We start from the raw sequence: 16,446 nt of genomic DNA, 5'->3' as shown, positions 1-16,446 counted from the left end.
ATTTGTGAAATGGTTTCAAACCGCGAGTATGTGTTTACTGCTTGTACTAACTGGTTGTGCGACAACATCAGATAACACCTCACGTTGGGTTTATCCACCAATGGCTGTACCGCTTCAACCAAGTGTTCAGCAAGAAGTGCAAATAGCGCGTCTTAGTCAGTTATTACAGCGCCCAGATTTGAACGATGAAGTTCGAGCTAAAATGTTGTTCGAGCGTGGTAATTACTACGATAGCGTTGGCCTGCGTGATTTAGCACGTCTTGATTTCAATCAGTCTCTTTCATTGAACCCCGCTCAACCTGATATCTTCAACCTTTTGGGTGTTTACTTTACGCAAGTAGGGGAGTTTGATGCCGCTTATGAATCTTTTGATTCTACGTTAGAGCTTGATCCTGCAAACTCATATGCAGAACGAAATCGTTCTATCGCACTCTACTATGGCGAGCGCTATGACTTAGCCAACGAAGAGATGATGAAGCACTACGCTGATGATCCTAGCGATCCGTTTCGCGCTCTGTGGCTTTACATCATTCAGCATGAACTCACACCAGAACAAGCAAAGCTTGATTTGCAAAAGCGTTACGAGAGTCGTGATGAGCAGTGGGGCTGGGTATTAGTTGCGATCATGCTTGACGATATTACCGAAGAGCAGGCATTCAAAGCTATTCTAACCGGGACTCGCGACAACACGCTCCTAGCTCAACGTCTGACGGAAACGTACTTCTACCTTGCTAAGCGTCACCACATGAATGGTGATTACGCGAATGCGATCTCTTTGTATAAGTTGGCGGTTTCTTTTAACGTGTATGAATACGTAGAACACCGTTACTCTTTCTTAGAGTTAAGCCGTATCTTCACCACGCTTAAAACCGAGCATTTAGCGCAAGTTAAATTGGCTGAGGCCGAAGAAGAAGCTAACGCTAAGTAAGCGATACACTTCGATTCCGAAAAGCCGCTGCCTGTCAGCGGTTTTTTTATGCTCCTTTTTTATGCTCCTTTTTATAAACAAGGGGGGGGGGCTCGTTTTTGATTGCATTTTATTTAAACAAGACTAAAATAGTTAGCCTTGCTAACTAAATGTAAATTCTGTGGTTGGAAATCTATGCTGGACCAAAATCTAGAAAAAATTGAACGCTTTGCTTCTAAGATATGGCGAACTCAAGTTAATGAAGATCCTATCTGCCAGTTGAGCTTCAATGAGTACGATTATTTGAAGGTCATTCAAGCATCGTCAGAGCCTATTCGACTAACAGACCTCGCTATTGAGATGCAGGTGACAAAACCTTCTGCGACGACTATGGTTCAAAGGCTAGAAAGAAAAGGTCTAGTTGAGCGCAAAGCGTCTCTTGAAGATGCGAGATCAAAGCTGGTGATTTTGACCCAAAAGGCTGAAGTCGGTTTGGAAGAAGAAAGTAAAATCTATCAGGTCATGGCACAGGTACTGGAAAGTCGCTTGTCTGAGCAAGAATCCCACCAGCTGAACCTATTATTAAACAAGGCTTTGAAATAAATAATTTAGATATTTAGTTAGCCTTGTTAACTAGTTTTACGAGTCATATCCCATTGATATGCGACTCACTGAAGAAAGTAGAGTAAGAAATGAGTAACTCAATTAGTCGTCAATTCTGGCGATACACAATTCCTACCGTAGCGGCCATGTTAGTTAATGGCCTTTACCAAGTGGTGGATGGTATTTTCATTGGCCGTTATGTAGGGGCCGATGGACTTGCGGGCATTAACGTCGCGTGGCCTGTTATTGGGTCGATCCTCGGTATTGGTATGCTCGTGGGAGTGGGGACGGGTGCGCTTGTCTCGATCCGCCAAGGAGAAAAAGACACCAAAGGCGCTAAGCAGATCTTAGCAACCGGTCTAACATTGTTGTTGGCGATAACCCCCATTGTTTCTGGATTGTTGTTTCTGTTTGCCGATAACTTCTTGCTTTGGCAGGGTGCTGAAGGGCGAGTGTATGAACTAGGCCTGCAATACTTACATATTCTGATTGGTGCTAGTGTCTTCACTTTAGGCTCTATCGCGATGCCGTTTTTACTGCGTAACGATGACAGTCCTAACTTGGCCACCATACTGATGATTGTCGGTGCGGTGATTAACATTGTATTGGATTACCTATTTATCGCGCAGCTTGGTTGGGAATTGAAGGGTGCTGCATTGGCAACCGCAATTGCTCAGTTTGTGGTAACGGGTTTGGGGTTGGCTTACTTTTTCTCACGTCGAGCAAACCTACGCTTACGTTGGAATGAACTGAGACTGAAGTTCTCGGTGATTCCTGAAATCTTCGCCATTGGTACCTCGAGCTTCTTTATGTACGCTTACGGTTCGATGATGGTGGCGCTGCACAATGCCTTGTTCTCTCAATATGGCGACCAGCTGATGATCGGTGCTTACGCTATTTTGGGCTACATAGTGACGGTTTATTATCTCACGGCGGAAGGTATCGCCAACGGCATGCAGCCATTAGTGAGCTACAATCATGGTGCGCGTAATCAAGCCAATATTCGTAAGTTACTTAAGATTGCGATGGTGAGTTCAGTATTGATCGGTGTCGCGTTTGTATTGCTGCTGAACGCATTCCCACGTGAGTTCGTTTCTGTGTTTAGTTCGGATGAACCACAGCTAGTCGAGTACACAGTGTTGGGTATCCGACTGCACATGTTTGCACTGGCGCTTGATGGCTTCTTGGTGGTAGCGGGTGCTTACTATCAGGCGGTGAACAAAGGCAGTAAAGCGATGTTTGTGACGATAGGTAGTATGCTTATCCAATTACCTTTCTTGTACATCATGCCTAAATTGTACGGTGTGCCGGGGATCTGGATTGCCTATCCACTGTCTAACATCGCACTCAGCGTCGTGGTTATGATTATGCTCTATAAAGACGTAAAGAAGCTTGACGATGCGCCGCTAGAAACAGCGACAGCATAGGTCGCCTTTCTTGAACTGAATAAAAAAGGTCTAGCGAATGCTAGACCTTTTTTGTATCTGTTGCTGACAAGTTCAATTCGAGGAACTAGATGTTCTTAACGTCTAAACCCGCAAGCTGATGCCAATAGCCGTTGCATTGGCGGCTTTCAATGGTCTTTGGATTTTTACCTTGTTCGTTCGCTCTGAAGTTATTGATTTCAGAGAAGGTATCGATGCCGAGTGGGCTTAAACGAACCACATCAACCAAGTCATGCATGCTCGGAAGATCATTGACTAGGTTGTAGCAGTAACCTGATTGAGTTTGAATACCGTTAAGGTTAAAGACAGACTGGCCTTCTTGGCTATCGACTTGTAGGCCGGTAGGGTATTTGATGCAGCAGGTTTCGCAATCGTCTTTGGCTTTGTTTTCTGCGCGAGCGGTAAAGCATCGTGCTGAGTAAGCAAGCGGTAGGTAGCCGTGGCTAAATACTTCTACTTCGAACTTATTACGGATATTAAGCTCTTCGCACTGTGTCATTACGTTGCTTAGCCATTCGCGAGAAAGCTCAACAGGCATACACCAACGCGTCATACCTTGTTTCAAGAACAGGTTCAGAGTGCGTGCGTTGTAGGTGTTAACCGCCGGGCCAACCACAAAAGGCACTCTGCTTTCGCTTGCTAATTGAATCGCAGACACGTCGTTGGCTTCAATCGCAAAGTCACCGTTATCAATGTACTTCTTCATGATGTTGACTTCGCTTGGTGCTTCTAGCAATGCCATGGTGGAAAGTACGACTTGCTTACCTGAAGCCGACAGCTCTTTAGCAATATCCATCCAGTGTTTTGCTTTCATCTCACGACGCTTTGAACACACGGCTTCACCTAGATAGATGATATCAGCAGAGCTTGATTTCGCTTGTTCATAGAAGCTTTCAACGTCTTGTTTTGGCCAAAAATAAAGAAGAGGGCCTAATGCGTATTTCATTGAGTTCTCCATTTGGCTCTATTGCCATTTACGGTGATAAGCGCCAAGCGTGGTTTGTGTACCTTCAGATACATTCGCCAGTGTCGCATTCCAAGCTTGTTCCACTTGGTATTGTTCTGGGTTCGCTAAGTAGCGGTCGATAGCTGCGCGCCAAGTACGAGTCACTTGCTCGACATAAGCAGGGCTACGTTGGCGACCTTCAATTTTCACTGAGGCAACGTTGGCAGCAAATAGCTCAGGCAGCATCGACAGTGTGTTGAGGCTGGTTGGCTCTTCAAGTGCGTGATAGCGCTTACGTTCGCCATCGATATCCGCTTCAAAGCGACCTTTACACAGTGTAGGGTAACCCGCGTTTTCGCCGGCTACGTACTTGTCGATAAGAATCTCATTCAAGCGTGATTCTAGGCCTGTTTCTGTTTCTTGCCAGCGAACGTATTTTGCTGGAGAGCAAGCACCAACGGTATTGGGTGATTCGCCGGTCATATATGAAGAGAGGTAACAACGACCTTCTGCCATGATGCACAAGCTACCAAAAGCGAATACTTCAAGGTCAACGTCAGAGGTGATGTTACGAGAAAGCTGTTTGACCTGATGAATCGACAATACGCGCGGCAATACCACACGCTTTACATTGAAGTTCTTGTGGTAGAAGTCGATCGCAGCTGCATTGGTCGCAGAAGCTTGTACTGATAGGTGCAGTTCTAAATCTGGGTATTTATTTGCTGCGTATTCAAGAACCGCAATATCCGCGATGATCAGCGCATCAACACCCAGTGCTGCCGCGTTGTCTACGGCATTGGTCCAACGTTCGAAGCCATTTGGGTGAGCAAAAGTATTTAAGGCAACGTGAATTTTCTTGTTACGGTCATGCACGTATTGCACGGCACGATCGAGCTTTTTACCCGCAAAGTTTAGGCCTGCAAAGTGTCGGGCATTGGTATCGTCTTTGAATCCGATATAGACAGCATCCGCACCGCAATCAATGGCGGTTTTCAAAGCAGGTAAGTTACCCGCTGGGCATAAGAGTTCCATTTGCTCACTACCAGTAGAATGAAATTGAAGCGAGCATTTTATGAAGAATTATGAATGACGGAATTGATGTAAGGCAGGTTTAGATGGATAAATCTGCTTTTACTCCGTTTGAGGTACTGACGAGTAGCCATTTTATGTGTTGGTTTAGCTTTCAGAGGATGACGTATTCGAATCGTCTAATTAGTTCTTATGACGGCGGTTTTGTGCGAACAGCTCTTCGACGTCTTGTTTTGGTTGAGGACGATAGAAGTGGAAACCTTGAATGGAACTACAGTTGAGGTTTGATAGAAGCGTCGCTTGCTCACTGGTTTCGACACCTTCTGCAACCACGGTTAAATCGAGAGACTTGCCAAGGTTAATGATGTTTTCAATCACAGTTATTTGCTTTGGTAGGGTGTCGATATCAGAGATAAACGCACGGTCAATCTTAAGCTCATCAATAGGGAAGCGAGCTAGGTAAGACAGCGATGAATAGCCTGTACCAAAGTCATCGATGGACAAGGCGAATCCTAATTTCTTGATAGCGTTGAGCATTTGTAGCGTGTGGTCGCTGTCACTCATCACAGCACTTTCTGTCAGCTCAAACGTAATAGCACTAGGGTCAAGCTCTGTTGAACGAAGTAACTTTTCAACGTAATCAATCAGTTTCGGGTTACCAAATTGCTCTGGAGACAAGTTGATAGCCACTCTACCTGGCAAGATACCTTGCATCTTCCAGCGCTTAACCGTGGCAAATACTTCACGCATCACCACTCGGCCAAGTTGTTCAATAAGGCCAGCTCGTTCCGCTACAGGGATAAATGCGGCAGGGCTGATGTAGCCTTCTACTGGGTGCTTCCAGCGCACTAACGCTTCTGCACCGTTGATGGTGAAATCACGCGCGTTGACCTTAGGTTGATACCAAACCTCAAGTCCATTCTGTTGCAGTGCTTTTTGTAGCTCTATCTCCAACCACAATCGCATACGCGCTTCTTTGTTCATCTGTTCGTTGAACTTGATCAGGCGGTTACGACCACGATCTTTGGCTTCATACATCGCGGTGTCTGCATTTTGCAGCAAGATACGAGCATCGGTGCCATCTTGAGGAAAGCTCACGCTGCCAATCGAGCAGGCTAAGCGCTTACTAAAGTGGTGAAGATCGAAGGGTTGATTGATCAGGGAAATGATCTTTTCAGCGAGCATTTCAGGCGTTCGCTGATGTTCAGGTTCTGGCAGGATAATACCAAACTCATCCCCGCCTAAATGACCAATAACGGCCTGACGAGGCAGTAAACGTTTTAGGCGTGAAGCAACCTCTTTAATCACTTTATCGCCAATATGATGACCTAGTGAATCATTGATATTCTTAAAGTTATCAATATCTAAGTAGAGCATCACAACTGGCGTATCGTTTTGAATGAACTGCTCAAGACGTTTGGTGAACCCAACTCGGTTGTAGAGCTTGGTCAGTGCATCGATGTAGGCATCTTCACTGTTTGCAGGCGTATACTGCTTTGTGGTCTCTTGTGCATCTTGGATAAGCACAAGCTGAGTGTTACTTCCAAGAATAGTGGTGGAGTCGATGTTGAGTTGAACCTTACGTTCAAATCCGCATCGGGCACCCGTTAAGCAAACCAAACCAGACTCAGAAATAATAGAACTGAGGTTATTATTGAAGACTGTTTTGGTTTGTTCATCGATGAATAATCGTCCCAACTCTTCGCCAATTAACTCGGTGGTGGAGTTAAAGCCGAGCAAGCGTGCTGCTGCTGGGTTTGATGACAAGATGTAGTCACTTTCAACTAACAGTAATCCGTCAGGGAGTAGGTGAGATAGCTTGTGGAATTTCGCTTCGGATTCTTCTAAAGAACGGGCAAGTACTTGGTTTTCTGATGTGTCGAAGGCATGAAAGACAATGTAGTCGGTTTTGTTGCCATTCGTCAGCGGAGATAGGCTGAAATGAAGGCTGGTATCGAGGTCAGTTTCGTTGAGAGTGACTTCGGCCTCAATCGTTTCGCCATTGAATGCACGCTCATAGTAAGGCTTAAGATGTTGGTAGAATTGCTCACCTAATGTTTGGCGGTCATTCATGCCAGCAAGCTCGGTTTTACTCAAACCAGCAATATCGCAGTAACGCTCATTAACCATAAAATAGTTATGTTGGGCGTCAAGTACCGCAAAAAAGAACGGACTGTTTGCTGTTAGCTGGGTAAACCAATGTTGTAGTTGCTGGGGAGGCATCAAAGTACTACCAATTCTCCAAGAGCTTGAATATTCACTATCGATAAATATTTATTACTTTTTGTGTGGCTATCGATATTTACCTGTGAGTGCAGCGATCCGCTGTAATTCTCATGACCTGAGTTACTATAACTGTGATTTTCAGGATATTAAAGGTCGAGTATCAAACCGAAGTTAATTTGATACATAACAGTAACTGAGATTTCAACATCATCTATGATGCATTCCATATTATTGACAAAGTTACGGATAAGTCACGTGATAAACAAGATTCGCACTCAACTAGTTCAAAATGCCGCATCAATTTTGCGATCTCCAGTCCAGTTATTGCCTAAAACAGTACAAAAAAGAGCCTTATTGGAGGCGCTTAAGAATGTCTTTAAGGAAGCTTTAGAGGACGGTGACTTTGAATTCTTAGAAGACAAGTGGCTTAAAGTCTCAATAAAAGATATGGGGTTAAGTTGGTGTATTAGCTATCAAAATGAGCAACTAGTTGTAGCTGATAACGAGGTTGTTGAAGATGTAAGCTTTAGCGGAAACCTTAACGATCTTGTGCTGATTGCCGGGCGTAAAGAAGACCCAGATACGCTTTTCTTTCAACGTAGACTGTCTATTGAGGGCGATACAGAGCTTGGTTTAGAAGTCAAAAACTTGATGGATAGCGTAGATTTAGACGTATTGCCGACTCCTATGAAAACTTTGTTAAATCAATTAGCTGATTTTGTGCAGAAGGGAGTACAATCCCCAGATACACAAAGTGAGGTAATGAATGCTTATTCGAACTGAAGCACCGGCAGATATACTTGTCATTGATCGTTTATTGAAATCTGTTTTTGAAACAGATGCAGAAGCTAATTTGGTTATGAGCTTGCGTGAGAATAGCCATTTAACGCTATCGCTGGTGGCTTGTTCTGATGAGGGCGAGGTGGTTGGTCACCTGATGTTTAGTCCTATCACTCTCCATGGTGACGATCATAACTGGCAGGGACTTGCGCCTCTCGCAGTGAAAGAAGAGTACCGCAATCAAGGTATTGCCAAATCACTGGTTGAAGACGCATTTTCTACATTGGTAGATTTCGGTTACCCAGCCTGTGTTGTGCTTGGTGATCCTGCTTACTACGGCCGCTTTGGTTTTAAGGCTGCGAGCGAGTTTGGCTTGAGTTGTGTTTGGGATGTACCTGAAGGTGCTTTCCAAGCGATTGAGTTGGTAGAGGGTGTGTTTGCTGGGCATTCTGGTGAGATTGCTTACAGCCCAGAGTTCAACGACTTATAAGCTGATTTACCACGTAATCCGATACAAACTGATTTAGTATAAATAAAGGAGCTTGATGCTCCTTTATTTTTTGTTAGTATCAGCCCCAATGAGCTCCTTTTCAGTTCGCTCTAAGAAGAGCAATACCAACAAACCTAAGGTTACACCGCTAGATATGTCACAAACACACGCACAATACCTGCAAGAGATAGGCATCAGCCAATGGGAGCTTAGTCACCCAGAGCGTTTGGTTGGCTACGAATCTGAATTGATTCCACTATCGAGCGACTGTAAGTTGCTACTGGTTTCGCCTGAAAAACCTCAGGAAGATCTCGCCGTGATGTTTGAACGCGTACTTAAAAGTATCAAGCTCGACTTATCTCAGGCTTTACACCTTCAACCACAACACTTGTCTGCTGTGGATTTAGGTTCGGTTGAATGGGTATGGTTTGCTGGTTGTGACTCTGCCCATGAACTGAAGGCAAAAACACTTCAATCTCCATTACTGTCTGACATTAACGGTAATAACCAACATCGCCGCGACTTATGGCAACAAATTTGTGCTTATGACTAATCAATTTTTACCCACTTCAGAACAACACCTAGACGCAATTTGGCAAATTGAGCAGACCGCGCATTCTCATCCTTGGTCTGAAAATATGATCCGTGATCTTAATAGTCGTGGAGGCAGTCACCGTGTTTTAGAAGTCGATGGAGAGGTTGTCGGCTATTTCTATGCTCAGAACATTGTCGGTGAGGTTACTTTGCTGACGATAGCGGTTGACCCTAAGCAGCAAGGTAAAGGCTACGGCAAGGCTTTGGTTGAGCACTTTCTCGATATGTGTGAACAAGCTGACGCGGAAAGTGCTTGGCTGGAAGTTCGCGAAAGTAATGTGAATGCTTTCAATCTTTACGAGAAGGCTGGCTTTAATGAAGTCGATCGCCGTCGTAACTATTACCCAACCAAGCAAGGCAACGAAGATGCGATCATTATGAGCTATCTTTTTATGTCGTTTAGTTAGGGCGTGTTACGTCTTTTAGCCGACTAGATAACTAACCACAGAATTAGCCACAAAATAGGGTGTAAACTGACCCTTTAGAAAGTGACTCGCTTTCTGTATAATCCGCACACAGAATTCAAGGGCAAGTATTATCTACTTGCCCTTTTTACGCTTTAGATCAGCAAAGGGCGACTATGTCTTTCCAACAAGAAGTGAGCAAACGTAGAACGTTTGCAATTATCTCTCACCCGGATGCGGGTAAAACCACGATTACTGAAAAAGTTCTTTTATTCGGAAACGCAATTCAAAAAGCGGGTACCGTAAAAGGTCGTGGCTCTAACCAGCACGCTAAATCTGACTGGATGGAGATGGAAAAAGAACGTGGTATTTCGGTAACCACGTCGGTAATGCAATTCCCATATAATGATTGCCTAGTAAACCTACTCGATACTCCAGGACACGAAGATTTCTCGGAAGATACGTACCGTACACTAACAGCGGTTGACTCTTGTTTGATGGTTATCGATGCTGCGAAAGGTGTCGAGGATCGTACTCGTAAACTGATGGAAGTAACGCGTCTACGTGATACTCCAATCGTAACGTTTATGAACAAACTTGACCGTGACGTTCGTGACCCAATGGAAGTGCTTGATGAAGTGGAAAGCGAGCTAGGTATGGCTTGTGCTCCAATCTCATGGCCAATCGGTTGTGGTAAAGAGTTTAAAGGTGTTTATCACATTCATCGTGATGAAACGATCTTGTACGAATCTGGCCACGGCCATGAGATCCAAGAAGTTCGCATCATTAAAGGTTTAGATAACCCTGAACTAGACGAAGCTGTTGGCGAAGATCTGGCGAGCAGTGTTCGTGAAGAGCTTGAATTGGTTATTGGCGCATGTCCTGAGTTTGATCTCGATTTGTTCCTTGCTGGTGAACTAACGCCTGTTTACTTTGGTACAGCATTGGGTAACTTTGGTGTTGACCACATGCTAGATGGTTTGACTAAGTGGGCTCCGGGTCCTCAAACTCGTCAAGCTAACGAGCGTGATGTTGAAGCGACAGAAGAGAAGTTCTCTGGCTTCGTCTTTAAGATCCAAGCAAACATGGATCCAAAGCACCGTGACCGTATCGCATTCATGCGTATCGTTTCGGGTACTTACAACCAAGGTATGAAGATGAATCATGTTCGTACTGGCAAGAACGTAAGTATTTCGGATGCGGTAACTTTCATGGCGGGCGACCGTGCGCGAGCTGAAAAAGCGTATGCTGGTGACATCATTGGCTTGCATAACCATGGCACAATCCAGATTGGTGATACCTTTACTCAAGGCGAAAGCTTGAAGTTCGCTGGTATTCCAAACTTCGCGCCTGAGCTATTCCGTCGTATTCGTCTACGCGATCCACTAAAGCAGAAGCAACTTCTAAAAGGTTTGGTTCAGCTTTCTGAAGAGGGCGCAGTACAAGTATTCCGTCCTATGCAGAACAACGATTTGATCGTTGGTGCGGTTGGTGTACTTCAGTTTGACGTAGTTGTAGCGCGCTTGAAAGCGGAATACAACGTAGAAGCTATCTACGAAGGTGTTAACGTTGCAACAGCTCGCTGGGTTGAATGTGATGACGTGAAGAAACTAGAAGAGTTCAAACGTAAGAACCAAGCTAACCTAGCGTTAGATGGTGGTGATAACCTGTCTTACATCGCACCTACAATGGTGAACTTGAACCTAGCTTCTGAGCGTTTCCCTGACGTTCAGTTCCGAGCGACGCGCGAGCACTAATTTCTCCGCGCTCTATTCGAGTTAAACAAAAACGTCTATTGTTCTGCAGTAGGCGTTTTTTAATACGTGCTGTTTGAGGATGAATACTGAGGTTTGAGCATGAGTATTTTGGGTTGGGTTAAAGCTTGGGTTAAGAAATACGATAAGTGGTGTGAAGAGCTTGGTTTAACGCCTGAGAACAAGCGCAGTTGTGTTGCTTATCGTCGTGATCCCCAAGGGAAACAAACAGAGAGTAGGGAAGATGACACAGCAAATAAGTGACTTTCCGCTGTTTGATACCCATTGTCATGCGGATTTTGAGGCGTTTGAGCAAGGTTTTACACCGGATCAAAGTATTGATAGCTATCTTAAAGAAGCGAAACAAGCTCAAGTCGAGAAGATTCTTATTCCTTCTATTGGCCAAAGTAACTGGTCGAAGCTCGATAAAATCGCCAAATCTTACCCTAATGTTTACTACGCCTTAGGTTTCCACCCTTACTTTTTAGATCAAGCCAATGACGAGCAATTCTCAGAGCTTCGCCAATTACTCTCATCAAGAACCGGTCAATGCGTTGCGATAGGAGAGTGTGGTCTCGACTTTTTTGTCGATGTCGAGCGGGAGAAACAAGAACGCTTTTTCATCCAACAAATGGAGCTAGCGAAGGTATTTGAGCTGCCTTTGATCATCCATGAGAGGAAGTCTTATAACCGACTCATTGAATTATTAAAGCAGCACAAGTTCACTTTTGGCGGGGTGATTCACGGTTTTTCAGGGAGTGAACAGCAAGCTTTGGCGTGGATCAAGCTCGGTTTCTATATTGGTGTCGGTGGAACGATTACTTACCCAAGAGCACAAAAAACACGCACATCCATCGCAAAACTGCCTCTTGAATGCCTGGTATTAGAAACGGATGCACCGGATATGCCCACGTATGGTAATCAAGGAAATGTTAATCATTCCAAACATTTAGTTACGATCTTAAATGAACTATTTTTGCTTAGAAAAGAGCCAAAGCAATCGGTTGCAGCGCAAACTTGGCAAAATAGCCATCGTGCATTCGGTATATGTGAATAAAATCGAAGGTTTTTGTTTATCGTTTGCGTAAATTGCACTGAGCTTGTGATTTGGTTCACATTTGCGTGTGAATGGTACATGAATCTTGTACGAAAGTGTGAGGACGGCATTACTTTATTAGTGGTCGCATGAGTATAATTGCCTCCGCTTTATAGCCCCATTTTGTAACACGCCAATAAATAACTAATAAGGAAGTCATAAACTATGAGCCTGTTTATGAGCCTCGTCGGAATGGTTGCACTGATTGCAATCGCAGTACTACTATCCGACAACCGCAAAGCAATTAATATCAGAACAGTGGGTGGCGCTTTCGCTATCCAATTCGCACTTGGTGCATTCGTACTTTACATCCCTTGGGGTCGTGATCTACTTGCAGGTTTCTCTGCTGGTGTAGCAAACGTGATCGACTACGGTAAAGATGGTACTGGCTTCCTATTTGGTAGCCTTGTTAACTTCTCAGTTGACGGTATCGGTTTCATCTTTGCATTCCAAGTTCTACCAACACTAATCTTCTTCTCTGCTCTTATCTCTGTACTTTACTACATTGGTGCGATGCAAGTTGTAATCAAGGTTCTTGGTGGTGGTCTTCAGAAAGCTCTAGGTACTTCTCGCGCCGAGTCAATGTCTGCAGCAGCAAACATTTTCGTTGGTCAAACAGAAGCACCTCTAGTAGTTCGTCCATTTGTTCCTAAAATGACTAACTCTGAACTATTCGCAGTAATGTGTGGTGGTTTAGCATCTGTTGCTGGTGGTGTACTAGCGGGTTACGCATCTATGGGTGTACCTCTAGAGTACCTAGTAGCAGCGTCATTCATGGCAGCACCTGGTGGTCTACTATTCGCTAAAATCATCAAGCCTGAAACTGATGAAGTTGACGAGAACCTAGGTTCAGACATCGACGGTGGCGACGACAAGCCTGCTAACGTTATCGATGCAGCTGCTGGCGGTGCGTCAGTTGGTCTACAACTAGCACTTAACGTTGGTGCAATGCTACTAGCATTCATCGGTCTAATCGCTCTTATCAACGGTATCCTAGGTGGCATCGGTGGTTGGTTCGGTATGGAAAACCTAACTCTAGAACTTCTTCTAGGTTGGATCTTCGCACCGTTAGCATTCATCATTGGTGTTCCATGGGAAGAAGCAACTATTGCTGGTTCTTTCATTGGTCAGAAGACAGTTGTTAACGAATTCGTTGCATACCTAAACTTCGTACCATACATCGGTGACAACGCTCAAATCGTTGAAGCGACTGGTCAAGTAATGTCTGTTAAGACTCAAGCAATTATCTCGTTCGCTCTATGTGGTTTCGCAAACCTTTCTTCAATTGCGATTCTTCTAGGTGGTCTAGGTGGTATTGCTCCAAACCGTCGTCACGACATCGCACGTATGGGTGTTAAAGCGGTTGTAGCTGGTACTCTATCTAACCTGATGGCAGCAACAATTGCTGGCTTCTTCCTGTCTTTCTAATCAGTTAGAAATCGATATATAGACGCCATAATAATATCGCCCCGTAGCAAGAAATTGCTGCGGGGCTTTTTTGTTTTTGGGCCTAGTGATTTTGAGCATTAGCATGAGTGAATGCTTGGAGTCGAAAATGGGTCTAGAATGTTTTTTTGAGATACAAACCGTTTGCGTTCTAAGGAGCACTACAATTTATTGATGGATACCTATAATGTATAAGCTTAAGGGACAGGATGTCTCTTGTTGGCAAGAAAGTAACTGCTTGGATTTATCTAAAGGTTATTCTTCTGGGATTAAGCCAAACTTAGCGATACGCTATAGATGTTAGACACAACATGACTGATTTGTTGTGCCATAGACCAAACTGGTACTGTGCGGTGACAAGGATTGCAATTGATAGCGAAAGTTATCAAGTCTTCAGGGAACCAAGTCCGTTCATTTGTGACTACTGAGCATTACTAAAATATCCATCTATACTGGATGGGTGGCGAAGTAGTTAACTATTTGAATATATTGATCGGAGATAGAAATGAGCGATTTAAAAGCAGCAGCTCTACGTGCACTTAAACTTATGGACCTAACGACGCTAAATGATGACGATACTACTGAAAAAGTAGTGGCGCTTTGTCATGACGCGAAGACTGCAGTTGGTAACACCGCTGCAATCTGTATTTACCCTCGCTTCATCCCAGCCGCTAAGAAGGCGTTGCGTGAGCAAGGTACTCCAGAAGTACGCATCGCGACTGTAACTAACTTCCCTCATGGTAATGACGACATCGAAATTGCTGTTGCAGAAACGAAAGCAGCGGTAGCGTACGGCGCAGACGAAGTTGACGTAGTATTCCCATACCGTGCTCTTATTGCTGGCAACGAAGAAGTTGGCTTTGAGCTAGTTAAGCAATGTAAAGCCGCTTGTGGTGACATCACGCTTAAAGTGATCATCGAAACTGGTGAGCTAAAAGAAGAAGCACTGATCAAGAAAGCTTCTCAGATCTGTATCAAAGCGGGTGCAGACTTCATCAAAACTTCAACAGGTAAAGTACCAGTAAACGCGACTCCTGAGTTCGCGCGCATGATGCTTGAAGTTATTCGTGACATGGGCGTGGCTAAAACTGTTGGTTTCAAACCCGCTGGTGGCGTACGTACAGCTGAAGATGCTCAAGCTTACCTAGCAATGGCTGATGAGCTACTAGGCGCTGAATGGGCAGACAACATGCACTACCGTTTTGGTGCTTCAAGCCTACTGACTAACCTTCTTAATACATTAGAAGTGACAGACGAAACTGCTGATCCAGCAGCATACTAATTTACCCATTCGGGTATATAACAATTAAGTCTGTTTGATGGAGTGGCGTTAAGTCACTCCATATTACCTCTTTCCCTACACACCATACTCACTAGAGTTTGGGAGGCACTAATGTATCTACCTCAAGAAATTATTCGCAGAAAACGTGATAACGAAGTTCTGACCACAGAAGAAATTAACTTTTTCATCCAAGGTGTCGCTAAAAACACGGTTTCTGAAGGCCAAATTGCCGCATTCGCAATGGCTATCTTTTTTAATGAAATGACGATGCCAGAACGTATCGCACTAACATGTGCAATGCGTGATTCAGGCATGGTGATTGACTGGAGCCACATGAACTTTGATGGCCCAATCGTTGATAAACACTCTACTGGTGGTGTTGGCGACGTAACTTCTTTGATGCTTGGCCCTATGGTGGCAGCATGTGGCGGTTTCGTTCCAATGATCTCTGGTCGTGGTTTAGGCCACACTGGCGGTACGCTAGACAAGCTAGAATCTATCCCTGGTTACAACATTACACCAACCAACGATGTGTTTGGTGCCGTAACCAAAGAAGCTGGCGTGGCGATCATCGGCCAAACGGGCGACCTAGCACCGGCTGACAAGCGTGTTTACGCGACTCGTGATATCACAGCAACAGTAGATAACATCTCGCTAATCACCGCTTCAATCCTATCTAAGAAACTGGCTGCTGGCCTTGATTCTCTAGTGATGGACGTAAAAGTCGGTTCAGGCGCATTCATGCCAACGTATGAAGCCTCTGAAGAACTAGCAAAATCTATCGTTGCAGTAGCAAACGGTGCAGGCACTAAAACAACAGCAATCCTAACGGACATGAACCAAGTTCTGGCTTCTTCAGCGGGTAACGCAGTTGAAGTCCGTGAAGCGGTTCAATTCCTAACTGGTGAATACCGTAACCCACGTTTGTTGGAAATCACGCTAGCATCGTGTGCGGAAATGTTGGTGCTGGGTAACCTAGCAAAAGATTCAGATGAAGCGCGTGAAAAACTGATGGCAGTACTGGATAACGGTAAAGCAGCAGAGTGCTTCGGTAAGATGGTAGCGGGCCTTGGTGGTCCAGTAGATTTCGTAACGAACTACGATAACTACCTAGAAAAAGCAGAAATTGTTAAACCAGTGTACGCACTCGAAAGCGGTGTAGTATCTGCGATGGATACGCGTGCAATTGGTATGGCTGTCGTTGGTATGGGCGGTGGTCGCCGCGTAGCAACAGACAGCATTGATTACGCAGTCGGTTTTGATAGCTTCATTCGCCTTGGCGAAGTAGCAAGCGACGATAAACCATTAGCAATGATTCATGCTCGCAATGAACAACAGTGGCAAGAAGCTGCGACGGCATTACAAAATGCAATCACTGTGGGCGGAGAATATACAGCAACGCCAGATGTTTACCGTCAGATTCGTTCTGAAGACGTGTAAATAA

At 44.7% G+C, this 16,446-nt stretch carries 16 protein-coding genes; 13 read left to right on the top strand and 3 right to left on the bottom strand.

Annotated features, from left to right (window positions below; all coding sequences use genetic code 11):
* Positions 1–4: 4 nt before the first annotated feature.
* From nlpI to OCU90_RS14100, 3 genes are all read left to right on the top strand, one after another.
* Entirely contained in the window at positions 5–928 is a 924-nt protein-coding gene (nlpI, locus tag OCU90_RS14110; RefSeq protein WP_061022473.1) for a lipoprotein NlpI, read from the top strand.
* Between the two features lie 174 nt (positions 929–1,102).
* Positions 1,103–1,510, top strand: a complete 408-nt coding sequence (locus tag OCU90_RS14105; RefSeq protein WP_061022472.1) for a MarR family winged helix-turn-helix transcriptional regulator — start codon at positions 1,103–1,105, stop codon at positions 1,508–1,510.
* 89 nt (positions 1,511–1,599) lie between these two features.
* Positions 1,600–2,937, top strand: a complete 1,338-nt coding sequence (locus OCU90_RS14100) for an MATE family efflux transporter (RefSeq protein ID WP_061022470.1) — start codon at positions 1,600–1,602, stop codon at positions 2,935–2,937.
* An 85-nt stretch (positions 2,938–3,022) separates the two neighbouring features.
* On the opposite strand, the gene OCU90_RS14095 is transcribed toward OCU90_RS14100, so the two are convergent.
* The 3 genes from OCU90_RS14095 to OCU90_RS14085 all read right to left on the bottom strand — a co-directional run bounded on the left by OCU90_RS14095 (position 3,023) and on the right by OCU90_RS14085 (position 7,153).
* The gene (locus OCU90_RS14095) at positions 3,023–3,901 is read right to left on the bottom strand and encodes a U32 family peptidase (protein ID WP_017095468.1); all 879 of its coding nucleotides are present in this window, start codon (positions 3,899–3,901) and stop codon (positions 3,023–3,025) included.
* Between the two features lie 18 nt (positions 3,902–3,919).
* On the bottom strand, positions 3,920–4,933 hold the full coding sequence (ubiU, locus tag OCU90_RS14090; RefSeq protein ID WP_016784927.1) for a ubiquinone anaerobic biosynthesis protein UbiU: 1,014 nt from the start codon (positions 4,931–4,933) through the stop codon (positions 3,920–3,922).
* A 180-nt stretch (positions 4,934–5,113) separates the two neighbouring features.
* Positions 5,114–7,153, bottom strand: a complete 2,040-nt coding sequence (locus OCU90_RS14085) for a sensor domain-containing protein (protein ID WP_061022464.1) — start codon at positions 7,151–7,153, stop codon at positions 5,114–5,116.
* Between the two features lie 258 nt (positions 7,154–7,411).
* On the opposite strand from OCU90_RS14085, the gene ubiT reads away from it, so the two are divergent.
* The 10 genes from ubiT (at position 7,412) to deoA (ending at position 16,442) form a co-directional block, all read left to right on the top strand.
* Positions 7,412–7,939: a ubiquinone anaerobic biosynthesis accessory factor UbiT gene (ubiT, locus tag OCU90_RS14080; RefSeq protein ID WP_004734485.1), complete on the top strand. Its 528-nt coding sequence runs from the start codon at positions 7,412–7,414 to the stop codon at positions 7,937–7,939.
* Complete coding sequence (locus tag OCU90_RS14075; RefSeq protein ID WP_004734484.1) at positions 7,923–8,426, top strand: GNAT family N-acetyltransferase; 504 nt, start codon at positions 7,923–7,925, stop codon at positions 8,424–8,426. The genes ubiT and OCU90_RS14075 overlap by 17 nt, the downstream gene beginning before the upstream one ends.
* Before the next feature lie 154 nt (positions 8,427–8,580).
* Positions 8,581–8,979, top strand: coding sequence for a DNA polymerase III subunit psi (locus tag OCU90_RS14070; protein WP_061022549.1), 399 nt, complete (start codon positions 8,581–8,583; stop codon positions 8,977–8,979).
* Positions 8,972–9,427 (top strand): ribosomal protein S18-alanine N-acetyltransferase, encoded by a 456-nt coding sequence (gene rimI, locus OCU90_RS14065; RefSeq protein ID WP_004734482.1) that lies wholly within the window; start codon positions 8,972–8,974, stop codon positions 9,425–9,427. The genes OCU90_RS14070 and rimI overlap by 8 nt, the downstream gene beginning before the upstream one ends.
* A gap of 173 nt (positions 9,428–9,600) precedes the next feature.
* Positions 9,601–11,181: a peptide chain release factor 3 gene (gene prfC / locus OCU90_RS14060; RefSeq protein ID WP_004734481.1), complete on the top strand. Its 1,581-nt coding sequence runs from the start codon at positions 9,601–9,603 to the stop codon at positions 11,179–11,181.
* A 105-nt stretch (positions 11,182–11,286) separates the two neighbouring features.
* Complete coding sequence (locus OCU90_RS14055) at positions 11,287–11,442, top strand: DUF5363 family protein (RefSeq protein WP_157936472.1); 156 nt, start codon at positions 11,287–11,289, stop codon at positions 11,440–11,442.
* Positions 11,423–12,235 carry a TatD family hydrolase gene (locus OCU90_RS14050; RefSeq protein WP_061022461.1) on the top strand — a complete coding sequence of 271 codons (813 nt, stop codon included), beginning with the start codon at positions 11,423–11,425 and terminating at the stop codon, positions 12,233–12,235. The genes OCU90_RS14055 and OCU90_RS14050 overlap by 20 nt, the downstream gene beginning before the upstream one ends.
* A gap of 204 nt (positions 12,236–12,439) precedes the next feature.
* Entirely contained in the window at positions 12,440–13,702 is a 1,263-nt protein-coding gene (locus tag OCU90_RS14045; RefSeq protein ID WP_004734478.1) for a NupC/NupG family nucleoside CNT transporter, read from the top strand.
* A gap of 523 nt (positions 13,703–14,225) precedes the next feature.
* The gene (gene deoC / locus OCU90_RS14040; RefSeq protein ID WP_017084237.1) at positions 14,226–15,002 is read left to right on the top strand and encodes a deoxyribose-phosphate aldolase; all 777 of its coding nucleotides are present in this window, start codon (positions 14,226–14,228) and stop codon (positions 15,000–15,002) included.
* A gap of 111 nt (positions 15,003–15,113) precedes the next feature.
* Entirely contained in the window at positions 15,114–16,442 is a 1,329-nt protein-coding gene (gene deoA / locus OCU90_RS14035) for a thymidine phosphorylase (protein WP_026012373.1), read from the top strand.
* Positions 16,443–16,446: the final 4 nt, after the last annotated feature.

Source organism: Vibrio splendidus (assembly GCF_024347615.1).
In the GTDB taxonomy this organism is placed as follows: domain Bacteria; phylum Pseudomonadota; class Gammaproteobacteria; order Enterobacterales; family Vibrionaceae; genus Vibrio; species Vibrio splendidus.
The sequence above is the reverse complement of the archived record's forward strand: the minus strand, read 5'-3'. Positions and strand labels throughout refer to the sequence as shown.

Coding starts and splice junctions, on each gene's coding strand:
- OCU90_RS14105 (WP_061022472.1), top strand. CDS start 1,103: ATGCTGGACCAAAATCTAGAAAAAATTGAACGCTTTGCTTCTAAGATA.
- OCU90_RS14100 (WP_061022470.1), top strand. CDS start 1,600: ATGAGTAACTCAATTAGTCGTCAATTCTGGCGATACACAATTCCTACC.
- OCU90_RS14095 (WP_017095468.1), bottom strand. CDS start 3,901: ATGAAATACGCATTAGGCCCTCTTCTTTATTTTTGGCCAAAACAAGAC.
- ubiU (WP_016784927.1), bottom strand. CDS start 4,933: ATGGAACTCTTATGCCCAGCGGGTAACTTACCTGCTTTGAAAACCGCC.
- OCU90_RS14085 (WP_061022464.1), bottom strand. CDS start 7,153: ATGCCTCCCCAGCAACTACAACATTGGTTTACCCAGCTAACAGCAAAC.
- OCU90_RS14075 (WP_004734484.1), top strand. CDS start 7,923: ATGCTTATTCGAACTGAAGCACCGGCAGATATACTTGTCATTGATCGT.
- OCU90_RS14070 (WP_061022549.1), top strand. CDS start 8,581: ATGTCACAAACACACGCACAATACCTGCAAGAGATAGGCATCAGCCAA.
- rimI (WP_004734482.1), top strand. CDS start 8,972: ATGACTAATCAATTTTTACCCACTTCAGAACAACACCTAGACGCAATT.
- prfC (WP_004734481.1), top strand. CDS start 9,601: ATGTCTTTCCAACAAGAAGTGAGCAAACGTAGAACGTTTGCAATTATC.
- OCU90_RS14050 (WP_061022461.1), top strand. CDS start 11,423: ATGACACAGCAAATAAGTGACTTTCCGCTGTTTGATACCCATTGTCAT.
- OCU90_RS14045 (WP_004734478.1), top strand. CDS start 12,440: ATGAGCCTGTTTATGAGCCTCGTCGGAATGGTTGCACTGATTGCAATC.
- deoC (WP_017084237.1), top strand. CDS start 14,226: ATGAGCGATTTAAAAGCAGCAGCTCTACGTGCACTTAAACTTATGGAC.
- deoA (WP_026012373.1), top strand. CDS start 15,114: ATGTATCTACCTCAAGAAATTATTCGCAGAAAACGTGATAACGAAGTT.